14 protein-coding genes are annotated in these 21,132 nt (G+C 72.1%); 6 read left to right on the top strand and 8 right to left on the bottom strand.

The genetic code is table 11. The features are described 5' to 3' along the window. Positions 1-987, bottom strand: coding sequence for a LacI family DNA-binding transcriptional regulator (locus tag Q9R33_RS12350; RefSeq protein WP_311293956.1), 987 nt, complete (start codon positions 985-987; stop codon positions 1-3). Further along, positions 981-3,638 carry a glycosyl hydrolase family 95 catalytic domain-containing protein gene (locus tag Q9R33_RS12345; protein ID WP_311294139.1) on the bottom strand — a complete coding sequence of 886 codons (2,658 nt, stop codon included), beginning with the start codon at positions 3,636-3,638 and terminating at the stop codon, positions 981-983. The genes Q9R33_RS12350 and Q9R33_RS12345 overlap by 7 nt, the downstream gene beginning before the upstream one ends. A gap of 115 nt (positions 3,639-3,753) precedes the next feature. On the opposite strand from Q9R33_RS12345, the gene Q9R33_RS12340 reads away from it, so the two are divergent. The 3 genes from Q9R33_RS12340 to Q9R33_RS12330 are packed head-to-tail and all read left to right on the top strand — an operon-like array spanning position 3,754 to position 10,858. Continuing rightward, positions 3,754-5,802 carry a beta-galactosidase gene (locus Q9R33_RS12340; protein WP_311293955.1) on the top strand — a complete coding sequence of 683 codons (2,049 nt, stop codon included), beginning with the start codon at positions 3,754-3,756 and terminating at the stop codon, positions 5,800-5,802. Further along, positions 5,799-8,180 (top strand): alpha-xylosidase, encoded by a 2,382-nt coding sequence (gene yicI, locus Q9R33_RS12335; RefSeq protein WP_311293954.1) that lies wholly within the window; start codon positions 5,799-5,801, stop codon positions 8,178-8,180. Before Q9R33_RS12340 ends, yicI begins: the two co-directional genes overlap by 4 nt. Further along, the gene (locus tag Q9R33_RS12330; RefSeq protein WP_311293953.1) at positions 8,177-10,858 is read left to right on the top strand and encodes a glycoside hydrolase family 3 C-terminal domain-containing protein; all 2,682 of its coding nucleotides are present in this window, start codon (positions 8,177-8,179) and stop codon (positions 10,856-10,858) included. Before yicI ends, Q9R33_RS12330 begins: the two co-directional genes overlap by 4 nt. Before the next feature lie 163 nt (positions 10,859-11,021). Here the strand turns inward: Q9R33_RS12330 and Q9R33_RS12325 are convergent, their stop codons facing one another. Next, positions 11,022-11,936 carry a PmoA family protein gene (locus tag Q9R33_RS12325; protein ID WP_311293952.1) on the bottom strand — a complete coding sequence of 305 codons (915 nt, stop codon included), beginning with the start codon at positions 11,934-11,936 and terminating at the stop codon, positions 11,022-11,024. 184 nt (positions 11,937-12,120) lie between these two features. On the opposite strand from Q9R33_RS12325, the gene Q9R33_RS12320 reads away from it, so the two are divergent. After that, entirely contained in the window at positions 12,121-12,402 is a 282-nt protein-coding gene (locus Q9R33_RS12320) for a GlsB/YeaQ/YmgE family stress response membrane protein (protein ID WP_056366820.1), read from the top strand. Between the two features lie 89 nt (positions 12,403-12,491). Here Q9R33_RS12320 and pgm read toward each other — a convergent pair whose 3' ends face one another. Further along, positions 12,492-14,135, bottom strand: a complete 1,644-nt coding sequence (pgm, locus tag Q9R33_RS12315) for a phosphoglucomutase (alpha-D-glucose-1,6-bisphosphate-dependent) (protein WP_311293951.1) — start codon at positions 14,133-14,135, stop codon at positions 12,492-12,494. A 193-nt stretch (positions 14,136-14,328) separates the two neighbouring features. On the opposite strand from pgm, the gene pheA reads away from it, so the two are divergent. After that, positions 14,329-15,309 carry a prephenate dehydratase gene (gene pheA, locus Q9R33_RS12310; RefSeq protein ID WP_056366826.1) on the top strand — a complete coding sequence of 327 codons (981 nt, stop codon included), beginning with the start codon at positions 14,329-14,331 and terminating at the stop codon, positions 15,307-15,309. Between the two features lie 15 nt (positions 15,310-15,324). Here the strand turns inward: pheA and Q9R33_RS12305 are convergent, their stop codons facing one another. Both Q9R33_RS12305 and Q9R33_RS12300 read right to left on the bottom strand, forming a co-directional pair. Next, the gene (locus Q9R33_RS12305; protein ID WP_311293950.1) at positions 15,325-16,389 is read right to left on the bottom strand and encodes an LLM class flavin-dependent oxidoreductase; all 1,065 of its coding nucleotides are present in this window, start codon (positions 16,387-16,389) and stop codon (positions 15,325-15,327) included. A 106-nt stretch (positions 16,390-16,495) separates the two neighbouring features. Continuing rightward, on the bottom strand, positions 16,496-17,137 hold the full coding sequence (locus tag Q9R33_RS12300; RefSeq protein ID WP_311293949.1) for an NAD(P)-binding domain-containing protein: 642 nt from the start codon (positions 17,135-17,137) through the stop codon (positions 16,496-16,498). Between the two features lie 116 nt (positions 17,138-17,253). On the opposite strand from Q9R33_RS12300, the gene Q9R33_RS12295 reads away from it, so the two are divergent. Then, positions 17,254-18,240: an aldo/keto reductase gene (locus tag Q9R33_RS12295; protein WP_311293948.1), complete on the top strand. Its 987-nt coding sequence runs from the start codon at positions 17,254-17,256 to the stop codon at positions 18,238-18,240. A gap of 21 nt (positions 18,241-18,261) precedes the next feature. Here the strand turns inward: Q9R33_RS12295 and Q9R33_RS12290 are convergent, their stop codons facing one another. Both Q9R33_RS12290 and Q9R33_RS12285 read right to left on the bottom strand, forming a co-directional pair. After that, positions 18,262-19,617, bottom strand: a complete 1,356-nt coding sequence (locus Q9R33_RS12290; RefSeq protein ID WP_311293947.1) for a deoxyribodipyrimidine photo-lyase — start codon at positions 19,615-19,617, stop codon at positions 18,262-18,264. Positions 19,618-19,677: 60 nt separating this feature from the next. Next, a complete protein-coding gene (locus Q9R33_RS12285) occupies positions 19,678-21,039 on the bottom strand; it encodes a diacylglycerol kinase family protein (RefSeq protein WP_311293946.1) in 1,362 nt (453 codons plus the stop codon). Between the last annotated feature and the right edge of the window lie 93 nt (positions 21,040-21,132).

Below are 21,132 nucleotides of genomic sequence, written 5' to 3'. Positions count from 1 at the left end.
TCACGGCGTGGGTGCTCCGGTGAGCGCCGGCGGCAGCAGGCGCACCGCGGGCTTCGCGCCGCTCGAGAGGATCTCGCAGATCATGTCGGTCGCCGCCGCGCCGATCGCCTCGGCGGGCACCGCGATGCTGTCGGCGAGCCCCGGCACCGAACGCGCCACGTCGTCGGGGCACAGGGCGACGATGGCGGTCCCGCCTGCGCGCTGCCGGCCGCGCTGGGTGATCGTCGTCGCGACGTGGGGGAGTGCGCCCTCGTTGTGCACGAAGAAGCCGGTGATGCCCGGGTCCTCGGTCATCACGCCGTCGACGGTGGCGATGGACTCGGACGAGCTCGGGCAGGCGTGCACGGTGCCCGTCACGCCGTTCGCGTCGCACGCCGCCAGGAAGCCGCGTGCGAGCCGGTCGGCGTACGAGGTGTGGCGCGACATGACCTCGGGCGGCGAGCCGATGAGCGCGATGCGCTTGTGGCCGAGCGCGACGAGCCGGTCGACCGCGAGCCAGCCCGCGGCCTCGAAATCGAAGTCGACGCAGGGCACGGAGCGCCGCCCCTCGGGAAGACCGATGAGGACGCTCGGATGCCCCAGCCCCGACAGCGTGTCGATGCGCGGGTCGTCGGACTCGACGTCCATCACCAGCAGCGCGTCGACCATCGAGCCCTTCGCCGCACGCTGGAGCGCCTTCGAGTCGTCGCTCGCAAGCAGCAGGATGTCGTAGCCGTGCTTGCGCGCCTGCGTGACGACGCCGGTGACGATCTGCATCACGACGTGCACGTCGACGCCGGTGCGCAGGGGCGCCTGCAGGCCGATGACGTTCGTCGAGCGCGACGCCAGCGAGCGCGCCCCCGCGTGCGGGCTGAAGCCGAGGCTGTCGATCGCCTTCTCGACGCGGTCGCGCGTCTCCTGCGAGATGGCTCGCTTGCCGCTCATGACGTATGACACCGTCGAGATCGACACGCCCGCCTTCTGCGCGACGTCCGCGATCGTCACCATGAGATCCCCTGCTCTCCTCGTTCGATCACCCGTGTGGTTCCGGGTGCGAGCTCGTATGTTCCGATCGAACCGTCCGGCCCGTGCACACTCATTGTGACGGCTCGCGCCCGCGCGCGAAGCCGCGCCCGCACGAGTCGTCCGCCCACCCATTCGACGTCGACGGAGACGTCGCCGCGGGAACGGATGCCGCGCACCCCGCCATCCGGCCATTCCGGCGGCAGCGCGGGCAGCAGTCGCAGCGTGACGCGCGGCGCCTCCCGGTCGTCGACAGGGTTCGGGGCGTCATTCCTCCGTTGGGGCGCAGATCCTGCGCCCCAACGGAGGTTCTGCGCCCCAAACCCGGAAGTGACGGGGCGTGAGGGCTCGAGGAAGGACTGCACGAGGGCCTCGGCGATCGCTGCGGTCAGTCCGAGGTTGCCGTCGATCTGATACGGCGGATGCGCGCTGAAGAGGTTGGGGTAGACCCCGCCGCGGTGAGCATCGGAGCCCTCTTCCGCGGGCCGGAGCGCCATCCGCAGCTGCGCGTGAACGGCCCCGCCGTCGCGCAGGCGAGCCTGCATCGCGGCACGCCAGGCGAGCGCCCAGCCGGTCGATTCCGGACCGCGGCGGCGAATGGATTCGGATGCTGCGCGCGCGAGTCCGGGCGTCGCGTCCGGCGTGATCTGCGCCAGAGGGAACAGCCCCATCAGATGCGAGAGATGGCGGTGCTCGGGCTCGGCCTCGACGCGTTCGCGGTCCCACTCGAGCAGGTCGCCGCGTGCCGACACCTGCGGGTCGGGAAGCGCATCCGTGAGCGTGGTCAGCTCCGCGATCCACGGGTCGTCGACGTCGAGCACCGCCGCGGCGGCGCGGCAGACCGCGGCGAGCTCGCGCAGCAGGGCGACGTCCATCGCCGCCGACACCGCGACCCCGCGCTCGCGCCCCTCGGCGTCGAGGTAGTGGTTCTCGGGCGAGGTCGACGGGCTCGTCCACGCGCGCTCGCCGTCCGTCTGGATCCACGACAGCGCGAAGGCCGCAGCCGAGGCGAGCGCCGGCCAGGCCTCGCTCTGCAGGTACGCGCGGTCTCCGCCGAACGAGTAGTGCTCCCACAGGTGCAGGGCGAGCCACACCCCGCCGAGCGACCAGTTCGCCCACGCCGGGTCGCCGTGGCCTGCGCCGACCGGCGCGGCGAAGGCCCAGGCATCCGAATTGTGATGGGCCACCCAGCCGTCCGCGCCGTACAGCTCGCGCGCGACGGCGGGGCCCGTCGTCTCTGAGAGCCGCCGCGTGAAGCGCAGGAGGGGCTCATGGCACTCGGCGAGGTCGGTCGTCTCGGCCGGCCAGTACGCCATCTGGGTGTTGATGTTGAGGGTGTACGCGCTCGACCACGGCCCCGGAAGCTCGGCGTTCCACAGCCCCTGCAGCGTGACCGGCAGCCCGCCGGGCTGCGACGAAGCGATGAGCAGGTACCGCCCGAAGTGGAACATGAGGGCGGCGAGAGCCGGGTCGTCGCGCTCCTGCGCGCGACGCACCCGGTCGACGGTGTCGAGTGCCTCGACGTCGCCGGGTACCGGCAGTTCGAGCGCGCACCGCGCGTAGAGCTCACCGTGGGCGGCTTCGTGGGCGGTGAGCAGGTCGGCTGCGGTCGCGTGGACATCGAAGGAGCCGCGGTCCCCACGCCCCCTCCACACAGCGCTGGCGCGCTGCGCGGAGCCTCCGGGCGCGTGGGCCCCGCCGCGCTGCAGCAGCGCCGCAGCGTGCCCCTCTGCGTCGCGGGCATCGGTCGGGTCGCCGGGCAGCGACGGCGCGGTGGCCGTGGCGATCGCGAAGAGGTGCGTCGTCGCGGACGCGCCGACGAGGACTCCGTCGACGACCTCGGAGGCGCCGCGCGCCTGGACCACGATCGCGCCATGGCGCCCGTGCTCCTCGTCGTAGCGGATGGGCTCGGCGGGGCTCTCGTGACCGGGAGCGACGTCGACGGGAAGCCACCACTCGGTGGCGAGGTCGCCGCCCGCCGAGCGCGGCGCCGAGCGCGGGCGCAGGAGCGACCCGATCTCGAGGTGCACGCGCACCGGCTCGTTCGCGGTGACTTCGTGCATGATCGCACCGGTCACGAGGTCCGCCCACGTGCGGTGCCGCACATCGACGTCACCGAGCGCGTAGTGGTGGGTCGCGACGCCGGTGGCGAGATCCAGGCGCCGCACATACTCCTGCGGCTCCGACCCCCGGTCGTTGAGCGAGGGAGCGCCGGCGACCGCGTCGAAACGCCCCGAACCCGGCTGCGAGCCGGAGTGCGCAGCATCCGTCTCCACCGTCAACTCGACCCAGCCGAGCGGCAGGTAGGCCTGCACCCAGGGCGCCTGCATGCGCTGCAGGAGCGCCTCGGCGCGATCGAGGTCGTCGGCGTCGATCGCCGCGCGCACGGCCTCGAGTGCCTCACGGCCGCGATCCGCGACGCCTTCCAGCGGGTCGGCGCCGGCGCGGCCCGACCACGCCGTGATGTCGTTCAGCCACAGCCGCTCGCCGCCGGTGAGCCCCGCGCACATCGCGCCGCGCACGCCGTTGCCGACGGGGTAGGCCTCGAGCCACCGCGAGGCGGGCGTGGAGGCGCGCAGGACGTGGAGGCCTTCGGAAAGGACCTGCGGGGCCGCATCATCGCGGCGCGTGGACATCGTCACAGTCGTAGTATACCTTCTCAGTGTTGAAGCGCTTCGAAAGTTCGACGCCCTTCTCGCCGACATTCCCGCCAACGTCCGATCGAAACTCAGCGAAGAGGTTCCCCGCTCCATGGCCACCACGCCCGACCCGCGACGCATCGACGCGTTCTCCGAGATCACCCGCGACCTCGGCATCTGCTTCGGCGGTGACTACAACCCCGAGCAATGGCCGCGAGAGATCTGGCAGGAGGACGCCGAGCTCATGGTGCGCGCCGGCGTCAACCTGGTGACGGCCGGGGTGTTCAGCTGGGCGCGCCTCGAGCCGTCGCCGGGCGCGTACGACTTCGCGTGGCTCGACGAGGTGCTCGACCTGCTGCACGCGCACGGCATCGCCGTGGATCTCGCGACCCCGACGGCGTCGCCGCCGCCGTGGCTCGGCATCCTCCATCCCGAGACCCTCCCCGTGAACCCCGACGGCGTGCGCCTCGCGGCCGGGTCGCGCAACCAGTTCACGCCGGCCTCGCGCGTCTACCGCGACCGCGCCCTCGCGATCGCGACCGCCCTCGCCGAGCGCTACGCCGCCCACCCCGCCGTGCGCATGTGGCACGTCGGCAACGAGTTCGGCCAGATCGACTTCGGCGACGAGGCGGCTCGCGAGTTCCGGCTGTGGCTGCGCGAGCGCTACGGCTCGATCGACGCCCTCAACGAGGCGTGGGGAACCCTCGTCTGGGCGCAGGGCTATCGCGACTTCGACGAGATCCTGCCGCCCCGGCGCATGCCCTACCTCGTGAACCCGGCGCAGTCGCTCGACTTCCGCCGGTACACGTCGTGGGCGCTGCAGCGCGTCTTCACCGAGCAGCGCGACGCCATCCGCGACGCCGGGGCCACCCAGCCGGTCACGACGAACTTCATAGGCTTCGAGCCGCTCACCGACCTGTGGGAGTGGGCGGAAGAGGTCGACGTCGTCGCCGACGACCAGTACCCCGACCACGCGACCACCACGTCGTCGGCCGACATCGCGCTCGTGCAGGACCTCATGCGCTCGCTCGGTGAAGGGCGGCCGTGGGTGCTCATGGAGCAGGCGGTGAGCGCGACCTCATGGCGCCCGCACAACCTGCCCAAGAGCCGCGACCGCGCTCGTCTCGACTCGCTGCAGGCGGTCGCTCGAGGGGCGGACGCGATCTGCTTCTTCCAGTGGCGCCAGGCCCGCACCGGCGCGGAGCGCTTCCACTCCGCGATGCTGCCGCACGCCGGCGCCGACACCGAGGTGTTCGAGACCACCTGCGCGCTGGGCGCCGACCTGCGCAGGCTGCGGCCCATCGTCGGCGGACGGGTCGAGGCATCCGTCGCGCTGCTCTTCGACTGGCCGTCGCGGTGGGCAGCGGACGAACCGGGCCGCCCGACCCAGCGGCTCGACACGCTCGAGCAGGTGCAGCGATGGCACCGCGCGCTGTGGCGCCGCGGCATCGCGGTCGATCTGGTGCGTCCGGGCGCCGACCTGTCGGCCTACGCCACGGTGCTCGTGCCGCACACGTACATCGTGCAGACGGATGCTGCCACCGCCCTCCGTGCGGCGGTCGAACGCGGGGCGAGCCTCGTGGTCGGCCCGTTCTCGGGGGTCGCCGACGGCAACGCCGGCATCCTCACCGGTCGCTCGCCGGTGCTGCTGCGCGACCTGCTCGGCGTCAGCGGGGAGGAGTGGGTCGGTCTTCCCGACGCGCCCACTCCCGTCGTCGTGGAGCAGACCTGGGCGACCGCGCCCGCGGAGGTCGAGGCATCCGTTCTCGGTGAGCGCCTCCGTGCCGAGGGGGCCGAGGTGCTCGCCCGCTTCGGGGCCGGCCACCTGTCCGGGGGACCCGCCATCACCCGCCACCGCGCCGGCCACGGCGCGGCCTGGTACTTGGGCGCCATCGTCTCGGACGACGCGCTCGCCGCGGTGCTCGACGACGCGCTGGACGCCGCGGGTGTCACGGGTGTCCTGCCGGATCGCGTGCTGCCGGACGGCGTCGAGGCGGTCCAGCGCGGCGAGGCCCTCTTCCTCCTCAACCACGGCGATCAGGACCGGCGCGTCACGCTGCCCGGCCTGCGCCGCGATCTCCTGTCGGACGCGGACGTCGAGGGGCAGCTGACGCTCGCTTCCGGCGCCGCCATGGTGCTCATCGAAAGGCACGCAGAGTGAAGTTCACCGATGGCTACTGGCTGACCAGGCCCGGTCTCGCCCCGCTGTACGCGGTCGAGGTCGACGACATCCGCGTCGACCAGGCGGCGGGCACGATGACCGTGTACGCGCCCACCGCCGCGATCCGCGACCGGGGCGACACCCTCAACCGCGCGATGCTGACCGTGACGTTCTCGGCGCCCGCGCCGGGCGTCGTCAAGGTGCGCGTCGAGCGCCACGCGGGTGCCGTGCACCGTGGGCCCGACTTCGAGATCTTCGGCGCGGAGGGCTTCCGGCCCGACATCACGGTCGACGACGACGAGGGCGTCCTCGACGCCGGTCCGCTGAAGGTGCGCGTCGTGCGCACCGCGGGGCAGTGGCGGGTCGACTTCCTCGAGGCCGATGGGCGCGTGCTCACGAGCTCCCTCCCGCGGTCGATCGGGCACTACACCGACACGACGGGCAAGAACGGCACCGCCGCGACCGCGGGCACGGCCGGCACCGCCGGCACGGCCGCCGGCGGCACGAAGCCGACGTGGGTGCACCAGCAGCTCAGCATCGAGCCGGGAGAGCGGGTCTACGGGCTCGGCGAGCGGTTCGGCGCGTTCGTCAAGAACGGCCAGGTCGTCGACACGTGGAACGCCGACGGCGGCACCTCCAGCGAGCAGGCGTACAAGAACGTGCCGTTCTACCTCACCTCCCGTGGGTACGGCGTGTTCGTCGACCACCCCGAGAACGTCTCGTTCGAGGTCGGCAGCGAGGTCAACTCGCGCGTGCAGTTCTCGGTGGGGGGCGAGTCCCTCGACTACTACGTCATCGCCGGCCCCGAGCCGAAAGACGTGCTCCGTCGCTATACCGCGCTCACCGGCCGGCCGGCGCGCGTGCCCGCGTGGTCGTTCGGACTGTGGCTCACGACATCCTTCACCGCCAGCTATGACGAAGACACCGTCAGCGCCTTCGTCGACGGGATGGCGGAGCGCGACATCCCGCTGTCGGTCTTCCACTACGACTGCTTCTGGATGCGGGAGTACCAGTGGAGCGACTTCGAGTGGGACTCCCGCGCGTTCCATGACCCCGTCGGGCAGATCGCCCGCATGCACGAGCGCGACGTGCACGTGTCGCTCTGGATCAACCCGTACATCGCGCAGCGCTCGGTGCTGTTCCGCGAAGCGGCCGACAACGGCTATCTGCTCAAGCGCACCGACGGCAGCGTGTGGCAGTGGGACATGTGGCAGGCGGGCATGGGCCTCGTGGACTTCACGAACCCCGATGCCGCGGACTGGTACGTCGCGAAGCTGCAGGGTCTGCTCGATCAGGGCGTCGATGCGTTCAAGACGGACTTCGGCGAGCGGATCCCCGTCGAAGGGGTCGTGTGGCACGACGGGTCCGACCCGCACCGCATGCACAACTACTATGCGAAGCTCTACAACGAGGTCGTGTTCCGCGCGCTCGAACGGCACCACGGTGTCGGCGACGCGGTCGTGTTCGCCCGTTCCGCGACCGCCGGCTCGCAGCAGTTCCCGGTGCACTGGGGCGGTGACAACGACTCGACGTTCCTGTCGATGGCGGAGTCCCTCCGCGGCGGCCTGTCGCTCGCGATGTCGGGCTTCGGCTACTGGAGCCACGACATCGGCGGGTTCGAGGGCACGCCCGACCCGGGCCTGTTCAAGCGCTGGCTCGCGTTCGGCCTGCTCTCCTCGCACTCGCGGCTGCACGGCTCGTCGTCGGTGCGCGTGCCGTGGGCCTTCGACGACGAGGCCGTCGACATCGCCCGCTCGTTCACGAAGCTCAAGATGCGGCTCATGCCGTACCTCGCCGGCGCCGCCGAGCAGGCGCATCGCTGCGGGACGCCGATGATGCGCCCGATGGCGCTCGAGTTCCCCGGCGACCGCTCGGGCTTCGACGCCGACACGCAGTACATGCTGGGCGACGCGCTGCTCGTGGCGCCGATCTTCACCGCCGACGGCAGCGTGGAGTACTACGTGCCGGAGGGCGAGTGGACCTCGCTCCTCGACGGCTCCGTCGTCGACGGCCGCCGGTGGATCTCCGAGACCCACGGCTACGACTCGGTGCCGCTGCGGGTGCGCCCGGGCACGGTGCTGCCCTTCGGCGCCGACGACAGCCGCCCCGACTACGACTGGTCCGACGGCGTCACGCTCCGGTGCTTCGAACTGCCCGACGGCTACGACCGCGAGACGCGGGTGCCGGGCCACGACAGCAAGGGATCCATCGACGGCGTCGGCGCCACCACTTTCCGCGTGCGTCGTGAGGGCCGGGCGATCATCGCGTCGACGGACGACGCGCACGCCCCGTGGGCGCTGCAGGTGGGTGAGCGGATCGCCCGCGCCGCAGCATCCGGAGAGATCCGTCTCGAACTCGACGAGGAGAGCGCACGATGACCGACACCGCGACGGTCCCCACTCCCCCTCCACACGGCGCTGGCGCGCCGCGCGGAGCCTCGGGGCGCGTGGGCCCAGCCACCGCCACCGCGATCGCCGAAGACCACACGCCCGGCCAGCCGCTGTTCAGGCGGGTCGACCAGCCGCTCGCGGCGCGCGCCGGCGACCTGCTCGACCGGCTGACGCCCGACGAGCGGATCGCGATGCTGCACCAGGCCGCGCCCGCGGTCGAGCGGCTCGGGGTGCCGGCGTGGCACACGGGATGCGAGGCGCTGCACGGTGTCGCGTGGCTCGGGCGCTCCACGGTGTTCCCGCAGTCCGTGGGACTCGCCGCGACCTGGGACACCGACCTCGTCGAGAAGGTGGGCGAGGTCGCCGCGGTCGAGGTGCGTGCCAAGCGCGCCGAGAACCCGCTGGTGAGCCTCAACGTCTGGGCGCCGGTCGTCAACACGCTGCGTCACCCCGGCTGGGGGCGCAACGAGGAGGGCTACTCCGAGGACCCGCACATCACCGGGGTGTTCGGCACCGCGTACTCACGCGGACTGCGCGGCGACCACCCGCGCGTCTGGCGCACCGTGCCCGCGCTCAAGCACTTCCTGGCGTACAACAACGAGACCGATCGCTCGGTGACCTCGTCGGAGATGTCGCTGCGCACCCTCCACGAGGAGGAGCTGCCCGCGTTCCGCAGCGCGATCGAGGAGGGTGTCGCGGGCGGCATGATGCTCGCCTACAACCGCGTGAACGGCGTCCCTGCCCACACCCAGCCCGAACTCGTCGCGGAAGCCCGGTCGTGGTCGGACGAATCGATCGCGGTGGTGTCGGATGCCGGCGCCCCGACCTTCCTCGTCACCACCCAGCGCACCCAGCCCGACCATGTGCACGCCGCCGCCGCCCTCGTGACCTCGGGCCTCGACTCGTTCACCGACAACGACGCGAACGCGGAGCCCACCATCGGCTACGTGACGGAGGCGCTCGCCGCGGGCCTGCTCACCACGGCCGACGTCGACCAGGCCGTGCTGCGGCTGCTCGAGCTGCGCATCCGCACGGGCGAGTTCGACGGCGACGCCGACCCTTACGCGGGGATCGGCGCCGACGCCATCGACGCACCCGGGGCCCGTGAACTCGCCCGGGAGGCGGTGGCGCGCTCGGTCGTCGTGCTGCGGAACGACGCCGACGTGCTGCCGCTCTCCCGGGCGTCGCGGGTCGCGGTCGTCGGCCCGCTCGCCGATCTCGTGCTCACCGATTGGTACGCCGGCACTCCGCCCTACGCGGTCGGCATCGGCGCCGCTGCCACCGAGCGCTTCGCCGAGGCCGAGGTCGTGACCGGCGCCGACACGATCGCGCTCCGGGCCTCGTCGAACGGCCGCTACGTCGTGGCGAACGCCGACGGCTCGGTGGTCGAGGCGGCCGGCGACGCCGCGGCAGACGACGCGCTGTTCGACGTGACGGACTGGGGCGACGGCATCCTCACCCTCCGCTCTCACGCGAGCGGGCTGCTGCTCACCGGTGCGAAGTGGCCGATGCGCGCGGACGCGACGCGCGTGGGCGAATGGGTCGTGCAGGAGAGCTTCCGCACGCACGTCCACGCCGACGGCACGTGGTCGCTGCTGCACCTCGGCTCGGGCCGGTGGCTGCGGGTGTTCCGCGACTCGGGGCTGCTCGCCGCCGAGGCGGTCACGCTCGACGACGCCGAGCGCTTCGGCGTGCGCATCGTGCGATCGGGCGCGACCGCGGTGGCCGAGGCGGCCGCGCGTGCCGACGCCGTCGTCGTCGCGGTCGGCAACGACCCCCACCTCAACGGCCGCGAGACCCAGGACCGCCCGCACCTGCGGCTACCCGCCGCGTGGGCCGAGGTGTGGCGCGCCGCGCGCGAGGCGAACCCGCGGGCGGTGCTCACGATCGTGTCGAGCTACCCCTACGTGCTCGACGGTGTCGACGCCGACACCGTCGCGTGGTCCAGCCACGGCGGCCAGGAGCTCGGGCACGGCGTGATCGATGTGCTCTCGGGCGACGTCGAGCCGTCGGGCCGTCTCTCGCAGAGCTGGCCCGCGACAGAGGCGCAGGCGGGCGACCTGTTCGATTACGACACGCTCCGCCAGGGTGCGACCTACCGCCATCAGCCCGACGAGCCGACGTTCGCGTTCGGGCACGGACTCACCTACACGACGGTCGCGTACGAGTCGGTGACGCTGATGGTCCCCACGGCCCCTCCACTCGCCGCTGGCGCGTCGAGCGGAGCGAGCGGAGCCTCCGGCCGCGTGGGCCCAGCTGCGGTCCCCGCGCCCGCGGCGACCCACCGCCACGCCGGCTTCGCGCCACGGGAAGACGAGGCCGTGGTGAACGCGGTGGTGCGGGTGCGCAACACCGGGGACCGCGATGCCGAGGAGCTCGTGCAGCTCTACGCGCTGTCGTCGGGCCTCCCGCTGCCGACGCCGCGGCGCCTGCTCGTGGCCTATCGCCGCGTGCGGCTCGCGCCCGGCGAAGTCCGCGACGTCGAGCTGACGTTCTCACCCGCGCGCCTCGCCGTGTGGGACGACGCCGTGCGCCTCCCCGGCGCGGTCGACGACTGGCTCCACGAGGGTGCGCTGCGCGTCCAGCCCGGGACCTACACGGTGGCCGCAGGCCCGTCGGCGTGGGATCTGCCCGTGCGGGCTGAGCTGGAGGTCACTGCGGGCTGAGGCTGCGGCATCCCACCCTGCGGGCTTGGCAGCCGACGCCGCCCGTCCTCAACAGGTCAACCGGGCTCCTGCAGGGACGTTTCGGTGCACGTGCTCCTGTAGAAGCCCGGTTGACCTGTCGGAGGCATGACGCGCGAGGAGGCGGGAACGCAGTCCCGCTCGACTACGGTGCGAGTTCCTCCGCCAGGGCCCGCGTCTCGTCCGGGGTCCACACGCGGTCGCCGAAGACGTGGCGATGCGCGAGCGACACCTCGGCGCCCGGGGCCAGCACCACGTACTCGTCGAACGAGGGCGACGGCGCCAGCACCGGGATCGGCTCGCTGCGCACGAACCAGCGGATCGGGGGCGCTCCGGTCGAGGCGCCCGCGAATGCGAGCACGGTGGCGCCCCCGTCCACGTCGTCGTGCTCGCCTGAGAAGGCCACCCACGGCGCGACCTGGCCCATCACACCGTCGTCGCCGGCGTCGTCGGGAAAGCCGCCTGCCAGCACGCGGCCTCCGGTCCAGGCACGAGGCATCCGGATCATGAAGCCGGTGTAACCGGCACCGGGGCGCCCCTCGGTCGTCGGGCTGCCGAGTTCGAGCTCGCGTCCCGACACGTTGCGCAGTGTCGTGGAGAAGTCGAGTATCCAGAGGCCGCGGGCGGTGTCGACGCCGTGGAAGCGGTGCGTGCGGGTCTCGGCGAGCCACTCCTGGCCGCCCTGCGTGATCCACGTGAGCTCCTCGGTGAAGGAGACCTCGGGCCCGGCGTCGGCCACCGCCGTGAAGCCGTCGTGCCGGATGGTGCCGACGTTGTCGAGGAGCGCGTAGTCCCCGTGCGCGGGGCGGAACGTGTTCCCGCCCCAGAAGTTCTGGCCCGACACGTGGGTCCAGGTCATCTGGAGGCCCTTGTGCCACCGGTGGTCCCACGGGCGGAAGCCGGTGAGCAGCGCGCCGTCGAGCGCCCGGAGCGGGTGGAGGAAGGGTTTGGGGCCTTCCGAGATCTCGCCTCCCGGGTTGAACGCGTATCGCGCGATGTCCACGCCGGCGGCAACGACGGTCGCATCGGTCTGGTCGAGGCGGAGGGTGAGGTCGGTCACGGTCCCATTGTGGCCCAGATCGACGGAAAACGCTTCCCCGCCGCTCCTGCGGGCGCGTAATGTACCTCTCCCGAGGCCCGAGCGGTAGAGGCATCCCCGCGCGCCACGGCGGGGATAGCGTCGTCGTCATCTCATACGAGACCCCGCACCCCCCGCGGAGTCCACGAGACAGAAGGAGAGAAACATGCTCTGGACCATCCTCGGCCTGATCATCATCGGCCTGATCGCCGGCCTCATCGCTCGCGCCGTCATCCCCGGTAAGCAGAGCATGGGCATCCTGCTGACGATCGTCCTCGGAATCGTGGGCTCGTTCGTCGGCGGCTTCCTCGGCTTCCTGCTGTTCGGCAGCGACCCGAACGGCGGCTTCCTGCAGCCGTCGGGCATCATCGGCTCGATCCTCGGCGCGATCGTCGTGCTCGGCCTCTACGTGCTCTTCACGCGTCGCCGCGGCGTCAACCGCGCCTGACCGGCTGGCCCGGGTTCGAACGCACAACACTTCGCCCGGATCCGTGCGCTCCCTCGCACGGGTCCGGGCGTCGCTGTGTGTGGCGGCGGTCAGGCGCCGGCGAGGGCCTGCGACACGACCTCGCGGGCCTCGGCCTGCACCTGCGCGAGGTGCTCGGGTCCGCGCAGCGACTCGGCGTACAGCTTGTACACGTCCTCGGTGCCCGACGGACGCGCGGCGAACCACGCGTGCTCGGTCTGCACCTTGAGGCCGCCGATCGCGGCGCCGTTGCCCGGCGCGTGCGAGAGCTTCGCAGTGATGGGCTCGCCGGCGAGCTCGGTCGCGGTGACCGCCTCCGGGGCGAGCTTGCCGAGTGCGGCCTTCTGCGCGGGCGACGCCGGGGCGTCCACGCGCTGATACGCCGAAGCGCCGAACTCGGCTTCGAGCTCCGCGTAGCGCTGCGACGGCGTCTTGCCGGTCACCGCGAGGATCTCGGATGCCAGGAGGCACAGCAGGATGCCGTCCTTGTCGGTGGTCCAGACGGAGCCGTCCTTGCGGAGGAACGACGCTCCCGCCGACTCCTCGCCGCCGAAGGCGACGGATCCGTCCAGCAGCCCGGGCACGAACCACTTGAACCCGACCGGAACCTCGAGCAGCTCGCGCCCGAGCGATTCGGCCACGCGGTCGATGATCATCGAGCTCACGAGGGTCTTGCCGACCGCGGCATCCGTCGGCCAGTCCGGCCGGTGCGAGTACAGGTAGTCGATCGCGACGGCGAGGTAGTGGTTGGGGTTCATCAGCCCGGCGTCGGGAGTCACGATGCCGTGGCGGTCGGCGTCGGCGTCGTTGCCGGTGAGGATGTCGTACTCGTCGCGGCGCGCGACGAGAGCGGCCATCGCTGACGGCGACGACGGGTCCATGCGGATCTTCTCGTCCCAGTCGAGCGTCATGAACTTCCAGGTCGGGTCGACGTCGGGGTTCACGACCGTGAGGTCGAGTCCGTGCACCTCGGCGATGAGCGCCCAGTACTCGACCGAGGCGCCGCCCAGCGGGTCGGCGCCGATGCGCACGCCGGCCGAGCGGATGGCCTCCACGTCGATGATGTTCGCGAGGTCGCGCACGTAGGCGTCACGGAAGTCGTACTCGCCCAGCTTGTCGCCGTCGAGGTCCTTGAACGGCGTGCGGGCCACGCCGTCGAGGTCCGCCGCGATGAGCTCGTTCGCGCGGTTGGCGATCCAGCCCGTGGCGTCGGTGTCGGCGGGCCCGCCGTTCGGCGGGTTGTACTTGAAGCCGCCGTCGCGCGGCGGGTTGTGGCTCGGCGTCACGACGATGCCGTCGGCGCGGCCCGGGTCCGCGGCATCCTTCCCGCGGTTGTAGGCGAGGATCGCGTGGCTGAGCGCCGGGGTCGGCACCCACGAGTCGCGGGCGTCCACGCGCACATCGACGCCGTTCGCGACGAGCACCTCGATCGCGCTGCGCTCCGCCGGCAGTGACAGGCCGTGCGTGTCGCGTCCGAGGAACAGTGGGCCGTCGATGCCCTGTGCCCTGCGGTAGTCGACGATCGCCTGCGTCGTGGCGAGGATGTGGGTCTCGTTGAAGCTCGCCGACAGCGACGAGCCGCGGTGTCCGCTCGTCCCGAACGCGACGCGCTGCTCCGGGACGGCGGGGTCCGGCTTGAGGTCGTAATAAGCGGCGATCAGCTCATCGATGTCGATGAGGTCGGATGCTTCGGCCGGCTGTCCTGCGCGAGTCATGCGTCCCAGTCTGCCCGTCCTCGGCCTGCCGCGCACGGTCCGTGACACCCTGCGCCGGTGCGCAATTCAGGACCGGTGCGCCGCGCCGTGGGCGCGGCCCCCGGAATTCCGCGGGCGGGGTCGATGTCGCGCGACCTCCATCCTGAGTTACGGACGGGATCGGGCCCACGGGGCCCGGGCTAGGCTGGCACGCGTGACTTCCGAGGTCGCCTCCGCCGAGGCATCCGTTCCCGTCCGCCGCACGTACAGCTTCCTGGGCCCCGCGGGCACGTTCACCGAGGCGGCGCTCGCCCAGGTGCCGGAGGCCCGCGGCCACGAGTGGCGGCCGGTGCGCAACGTGGGGGAGGCGCTCGCCGACGTCGTCGAGGGGCGCTCCGACGCCGCGATGATCGCGATCGAGAACTCGGTCGACGGCGGGGTCTCGACGGCGCAGGACGCCCTCGCGACGGTGCCGGGACTGCGCATCGTCGGCGAGTATCTCGTGCCCGTCGAATTCGTCCTCGTCGGGCGTCCGGGTGCGCGACTCGAGGACATCTCGCTCATCGCCGCACACCCCGTCGCGTACGCGCAGTGCCTGCAGTGGCTCTCGGCCGCGCTTCCCGCCCACGCCCACGTGCCGGCGGCGAGCAACGTCGCGAGTGCGATGGGCCTGCTCGACGGATCGAGCGACGCGGATGCGGCGATCGCGCCTCCCGGGATCCTCGAGCACCACCAGCTCGAACTGCTGGCCTCGAACATCGGCGACAACCCCAACGCGGTGACCCGCTTCGTGCTGGTGAGCCGCACCGTCGTGCCGCCGCCGCCCACCGGCGCCGACAAGACGTCGCTCATCGTCGAACTGCCCGACGATCACCCCGGCGCCCTGCTCGAGATGCTGGAGCAGTTCGCCACCCGCGGCATCAACCTGTCGCTGCTGGCCTCGCGCCCGATCGGCGACGAGCTCGGCCGGTACCGCTTCGTCGTCGACGCCGACGGGCACCTCGAGGACGAGCGCATGGCCGACGCGCTGATGGGCCTGCGCCGGTTCAGCCCCCGCGTCACGTTCCTCGGGTCGTACCCGCGCGCCGATCGCGCCGTCGTGCGCTACCCCGAGCGCTACGCCGATGACGTGTTCGTCGAGGCGCGCGACTGGCTGCGGGGTCTCCTCTCCGGGGAACCCGAAGTCCAGGACTGACGAGGCCCGCAGGCCTCAGAGCCCGAGCTCGGCGGCCAGCAGTTCGAGGGTCTGCAGGCGGCCGGGTGCGGCATCCATCGGCTCGTTCTCGTACGATCCGGCGATCGGGGAGATCATCACCTCGTCGACGCCGTGCTTCGCGGCGAAGGAGCGGAGATCGGATGCCACGGCCGACGCCGTGCCGACGAACCACTTCGCACGGGCCGAGGCCATGAAGGTGTCGCCGAGGCCGGCGAAGTCGGCCGCGTTCGCGAGCGCGTGCTCGACGGTCTCGAGCGGGACGAGCGGCTTGTTGGTGCGCAGGCGCGCCGTCATGCGGAGGTTGGGCAGGGCGCGCGCCTCGGCCTCGTCCTGCGTCGGCGCGACGAGCACGTTCGCGGTCAGGAAGGTGCGGGGCGCCGCGAGCGCCTCGGAGGGTGTGAACGCCGAACGGTAGAGGTCGAGCGCACGCTCGAGGCCCTCGCCCGAGAAGTGGTTCGCGAACACGTACGGCAGGCCCAGGGAGGCGGCGAGCTGCGCGGAGTAGTCGCTCGAGCCGAGCAGCCACACCTCGGGCGTGGTCGTGGCGGCCGGCGTCGCGTGCACGTCGTAGGTGCCGCCGGACGTGAAGCGCAGCGAGGCGCCGTCCGGCGCGACGAGCGACATGATGTCGCGCACGTGGTCGGGGAACCGCTCGACGTCGCTCGTGGTGCCGCTCTGGCGCAGCAGCTGCGTGATGACCGGGTCGGAGCCCGGCGCCCGACCGAGGCCGAGGTCGATGCGCCCCGGCGCGAGGGCCTCGAGCGCCGCGAACTGCTCGGCGACGACGAGCGGCGAGTGGTTCGGCAGCATGACGCCGCCCGACCCGAGCCGGATGCGCGACGTGCGGGCTGCGGCGGCCGCCGCGAGCACCGGGGGAGTGGTCGAGGCGACGGCCGGCATGTTGTGGTGCTCGGCGAACCAGTACCGGCGATAGCCGAGCCGATCCGCCGCGTCCACGAGGGAGAGGGATGCCGCGACCGCCTGCGCGCTCGTCTGCCCGGTGCGCACCGGAACGAGGTCGAGAACGGACAGGGCCGGGGCGGGGGTCGCAGTGCTCATCGCTGAAGGCAACCCGCGCCCCGGCATCCGCATTCCGGATCACCTCTCCCGCTCGTTGAGCGAGCGAGGAACGAGCGAGACGAAACGCGCCGAGCGCGGTCAGAACTCAGGGCAGGCGGTTCGCCTTGGCGAGGTTGTCGCGCAGCTCGTCGGTGGTCTGCGCGACGACGTAGGCCGGGCGGTCGCGCTCGAGGCGCCACGATTCGCTCAGCGCACCGGCGCTCACGGTGTCGAAGCCCAGCGCGTCGTAGACGCCGGTGACGAACTCGATGGCGTCGGCGTCGTCGCTCGCGGTGCCGAGTGCCCGGCGCTGCGGGTCGCCGGCGGCGAGGCCGCCGGCGTTGATGTCGGACGCGTACAGGTGGTTGAACGCCTTCACGACCTTCGAGGTCGGCAGGTGCTGCTGGAGGAGCCCCGAGGTCGTCGCCTCTCCGCGGTCGAGGGCGTCGATGTGGCCGTCGCGCTCGAAGTAGTAGTTGTTCGTGTCGAGCACGATCTTGCCGGCGAGCGGTTCGACCGGCACGTCCTTCAGCGCCTTCAGCGGCACGGTCACCACCGCGATGTCGGCGGCCGCGGCCGCGTCGGCGGCGGTCGCCGCGGTCACCTTCGGCCCCAGCTCGTCGACGAGCCCCGCGAGGCTCTCGGGTCCGCGTGAGTTCGAGATCACGACGTCGTAGCCGAGTCCCGAGAAGGCGCGGGCGAGCGCGCTGCCGATGTGTCCTGCACCGATGATTCCGATCGTGGTCATGTCGACACGCAACCTCGGGGCGCAGCATCCCATTCCGGATCCGTCACGGAAGGATGTTCAGGAAGCGTTTTCGCGATTCGGCCCGCCGCCGCACGAGGCCGTGTGACGATGTCGGCATGGATTACACCCACCTCGGACGAACCGGCACCTCCGTCTCGCGGATCGTGCTCGGAACGATGAACTTCGGCGACCGCACCTCGGAGGAGGACTCGTTCGCCATCCTCGACCGCGCGCTGGAGCTCGGCGTCAACTTCATCGACACCGCCAACGGCTACGGCGGTTCGGGTGGCCGCGGCGCCACCGAAGAGATCATCGGGCGCTGGTTCGCCGCCCGGCCCGGCGTCCGCGATGACATCGTGCTCGCCACCAAGGTGCACTCGCCGATGGTCGATCCGACCGCCGACGGTGACGTGGTCAACGCCCGCGGCGCGTCCGCGTGGCAGGTGCGGCGCGAGGCGATCGGGTCGCTCAAGCGCCTGCAGACCGACCGCATCGACCTGTACCAGTTCCACCACATCGACCGGCACATCCCGTGGCAGGAGCTCTGGCAGTCGATGGAGGTGCTCGTCGCGAAGGGCGAGGTCGTCTACACCGGCAGCTCGAACTTCGCGGCGTGGAACATCGCGCAGGCGAACGAGATCGCAAAGCAGCGCCACTTCCTCGGGCTCGTGAGCGAGCAGTCGCTGTACAACCTCACGCAGCGCTCGATCGAGCTCGAGGTGATCCCTGCGGCGCAGAACTACGGCCTCGGCATCCTGCCGTGGTCGCCGCTCGCGGGCGGACTTCTCAGCGGCGGATCGACGGATGCCGCGGCCCGGTCCGGATCCGAGCGCATCACGTCGCAGCGTGAGCAGCGCCGCGACCAGATCGCCGGGTACGAGGCGTTCGCGAAGGAGCGCGGCTGGACGCCGTCGGCACTCGGCCTCGCGTGGCTGCTGCACCAGCCCGGCGTCACGGGTCCGATCATCGGGCCCCGCACGGTCGCCCAGCTCGAGTCGGCCGTGTCGGCGCTCGACATCCACTTGAGTGCCGAGGATCTCGCGGCCCTCGACGAGCTGTTCCCCGGCCCGGGCGGGCAGGCGCCGGAGGCCTACGCCTGGTGACGCCTCGAGCGGGTCGTGCGCTCAGGAGCGCGCGGCCCGCTTGACGTGCTCGTACGCCGCCAGCGCCGTCTTGCGGGTCTCGCCGAGATCGACGAGAGGCTCGGGCCCGTCGTCGCCCAGCGACTCGGGAGCCCACTCGCGCTGGTAGTGCCCATCGGCGTCGAACTTCTTCGCCTGCAGCTCCGGGTTGAAGATCCGGAAGTACGGTGCGGCATCGGCGCCCGAACCGGCGACCCACTGCCAATTGAAGGGGTTGTTCGCCTCGTCGGCGTCGACGAGCGTGTCCCAGAACCACTCCTCACCGCGCCGCCAGTCGATCAGCAGGTTCTTCACGAGGAACGATGCGGCGACCATCCGCACCCGGTTGTGCATGTAGCCGGTCGTCCAGAGCTCCCTCATGCCCGCGTCGACGAGCGGGACGCCGGTGCGGCCCTGCTGCCACGCCGCGAGGTGCGTGGGCTTGAGCCGGGGCCACGGGAACGCGTCGAACTCGGGCCGCAGGTTCTTCGTCGCGAGCTCCGGGAAGTGGAAGAGCGTGTGCCACGCGAACTCGCGCCAGCCGACCTCCGAGAGGAAGCGCCCGCCGTGCCCGGCGTCGACCGTCTCGTGCCACACGGTGTAGGGGCTCACCTCGCCCCACCGGAGCCGGGGCGACAACAGCGACGTCGCGCCGGCCGCGGGCTCGTCCCGCGCCCGGTCGTACGTGACGAGGTCGTCGTCGAGGAACGCGCGCAGTCGCCGTCGTGCCGCGGGCTCGCCCGGTTCCCACGTCTCGCGCAGCCCGCCCGCCCAGTCCGGGTGGCGGGGGAGCAGTCCCCAGTCGTCGAGGGAATCGGATGCCGCACCCCTGCGCACGCCGTCGACCTCCCGCGGCTCCGGCAGCGGTGCCCGCGGCGACGGCAGTGCGAGGCACGCGCGCCAGAACGGCGTGAACACCGAGAAGTGCGTGCCGGCGCCGGTCTTCACGGTCCAGGGTTCGAAAAGCAGCGAGCCGGCGAAGGAGGCGACCTCGACGCCCTCCTCGCGCAGCCCCGCCTTGAGCGCGGCGTCGACCTCCCGCTCGGGGCCGCCGTAGCGCCGGTTCCAGAAGACGGCGCCGGCCGAGGCATCCGTCACCAGCTCCCGCACGACGCGCTCGGCGGGGCCGCGGCGCAGGACGAGGGTTGCGCCGCGCTCGCGCAGGCGCTCGCCGAGCGAGGCGAGCGAATGGTGCAGCCACCACCGTGCGGCGCCGCCGAGCGGGCGGATTCCGGGAGACTCCTCGTCGAGCACGTAGAGCGCGATGATCGGCTCGCTGCGATCGATCGCCGCACGCAGGGCGGGGTTGTCGGCGAGGCGGAGGTCATCGCGGAACCACACGATCGACGGTCGGGCCATGGCCCCATCCTGCCGGGGCGGAGGCGCCGGATCGGCGGTCTTGACAACGGCGAGGCGCGGTCAGAGGCCGTCGGTGGTGTGGCCCTTGGGGACCACGACGAGGAGGGCGGAGGCCTCGACCCGGGTCTTGACCGAGAGTGCCTCGCCGAACTCGTCGCCGTCGAGCTGGACCGGACGTGCCTCGTGCGTCGCGAGCTCGATGCCGGCGCCGCGCGAGTAGACGACGGCGCTGTCCTTCGTGCGCAGCGACAGCACGCGGCGACCGGCGCGGAAGCGGCGCAGGAAGCTGTTGTCCCACGCGACCCGTCGCCAGACGAAGAGCCAGCCGAACAGTCCCTTGGGCTGGAAGATGACGATGTCGAGCGCGCCGTCGGCGATGGATGCCTCGGGGATGAGGTCGAGCCCGGCCGGGAGCTTGCCGCAGTTGGCGAACAGCACGCTCTGCACCTTCGACGAGTGCAGCCGGTGGCCAGGCAGCTCGTACACGACGCGGAAGGGCTTCGCGTTCGGCAGCGAGCGCGCCGCGCCGTCGACGTAGGCGACCCAGCCGACGGTCTTCTTCAGCTGCGGGTTCGTGTTGGCGATCATGGCGGCGTCGAGGCCGATGCCGCCCATCACGACGAACGCGTGCTCGGCCGTCGTTCCGTCGGGTCGGGCGAGTTCGGTCCAGCCGACGTCCATGGCGAGCGTGTCGCCGTCGAAGACCGCCTGCACCATCGCGGCGGGCTCGGTGAGGGGGAGCTTGAGGTTGCGGGCCAGCAGGTTGCCCGTGCCGCTGGGAACGATCGCGAGGGGCACGCCGCTGCCGCTCATCGCCTCGGACACGGCGCGCACCGTGCCGTCGCCGCCGGCGACGAGCACCGCGTCCACGCCCTCCTCGAGGGCTTGGCGTGTGACGTCGTCGCCGAGGTCGTCGACCGTGGTCTCGTAGAACAGGGGCTCCGACCATCCGGCCTTCGCCGCGAGGCGCGTGACCGTGTCGCGCAGCGTGCCGGCGTCCACCTTGATCGGGTTGTACACCAGCGCCGCCTTCGGCGAGGGGCGCTCGCCGTCCTCCGAGATCGGGCGGGTGGCGCCCTCCGGGCCGACACGACGCGCGTTGCCGCTCTCGTCGTGGGCCGTGTCGGGCTCCACGTCATCGGGCTGACGGATGACGTCGTCGGGCTCGGCGGCCTTCGCAGGGTCGGGGGCGTCGGACTCGGACGAGGGCGCGGCGGCCAGAGGCGCAGCATCCGATATCTCCTGCTGCACCTCGGCGAGGTCGAGCTCGGAGGTGCCGGGTCCGTCGGCGTAGACCTTGTCGGCGGGGTGGGGAGTGAGGTCGGCGGGGATCTCGCCGGTGCGCACGTCTTCTGCGGGCACTCGGCCGGTGGGGACGCCGTCGGCGGGAACCTCGTCGCCCGATCCGGATGCCGTCGCCATGAGGTACAGATTAGGACCCGAATCTCCCGCCGGGCGCATCCGGCGTGGGGCTTGGCACCCCGGGTCTCCGCTTGCGCTCGCCGACTAAGCTTG

It is taken from the genome of Microbacterium sp. PRC9 (genome assembly GCF_031844125.1).
In the GTDB taxonomy this organism is placed as follows: domain Bacteria; phylum Actinomycetota; class Actinomycetes; order Actinomycetales; family Microbacteriaceae; genus Microbacterium.
This window is presented reverse-complemented; position numbering and strand designations above follow the sequence as displayed.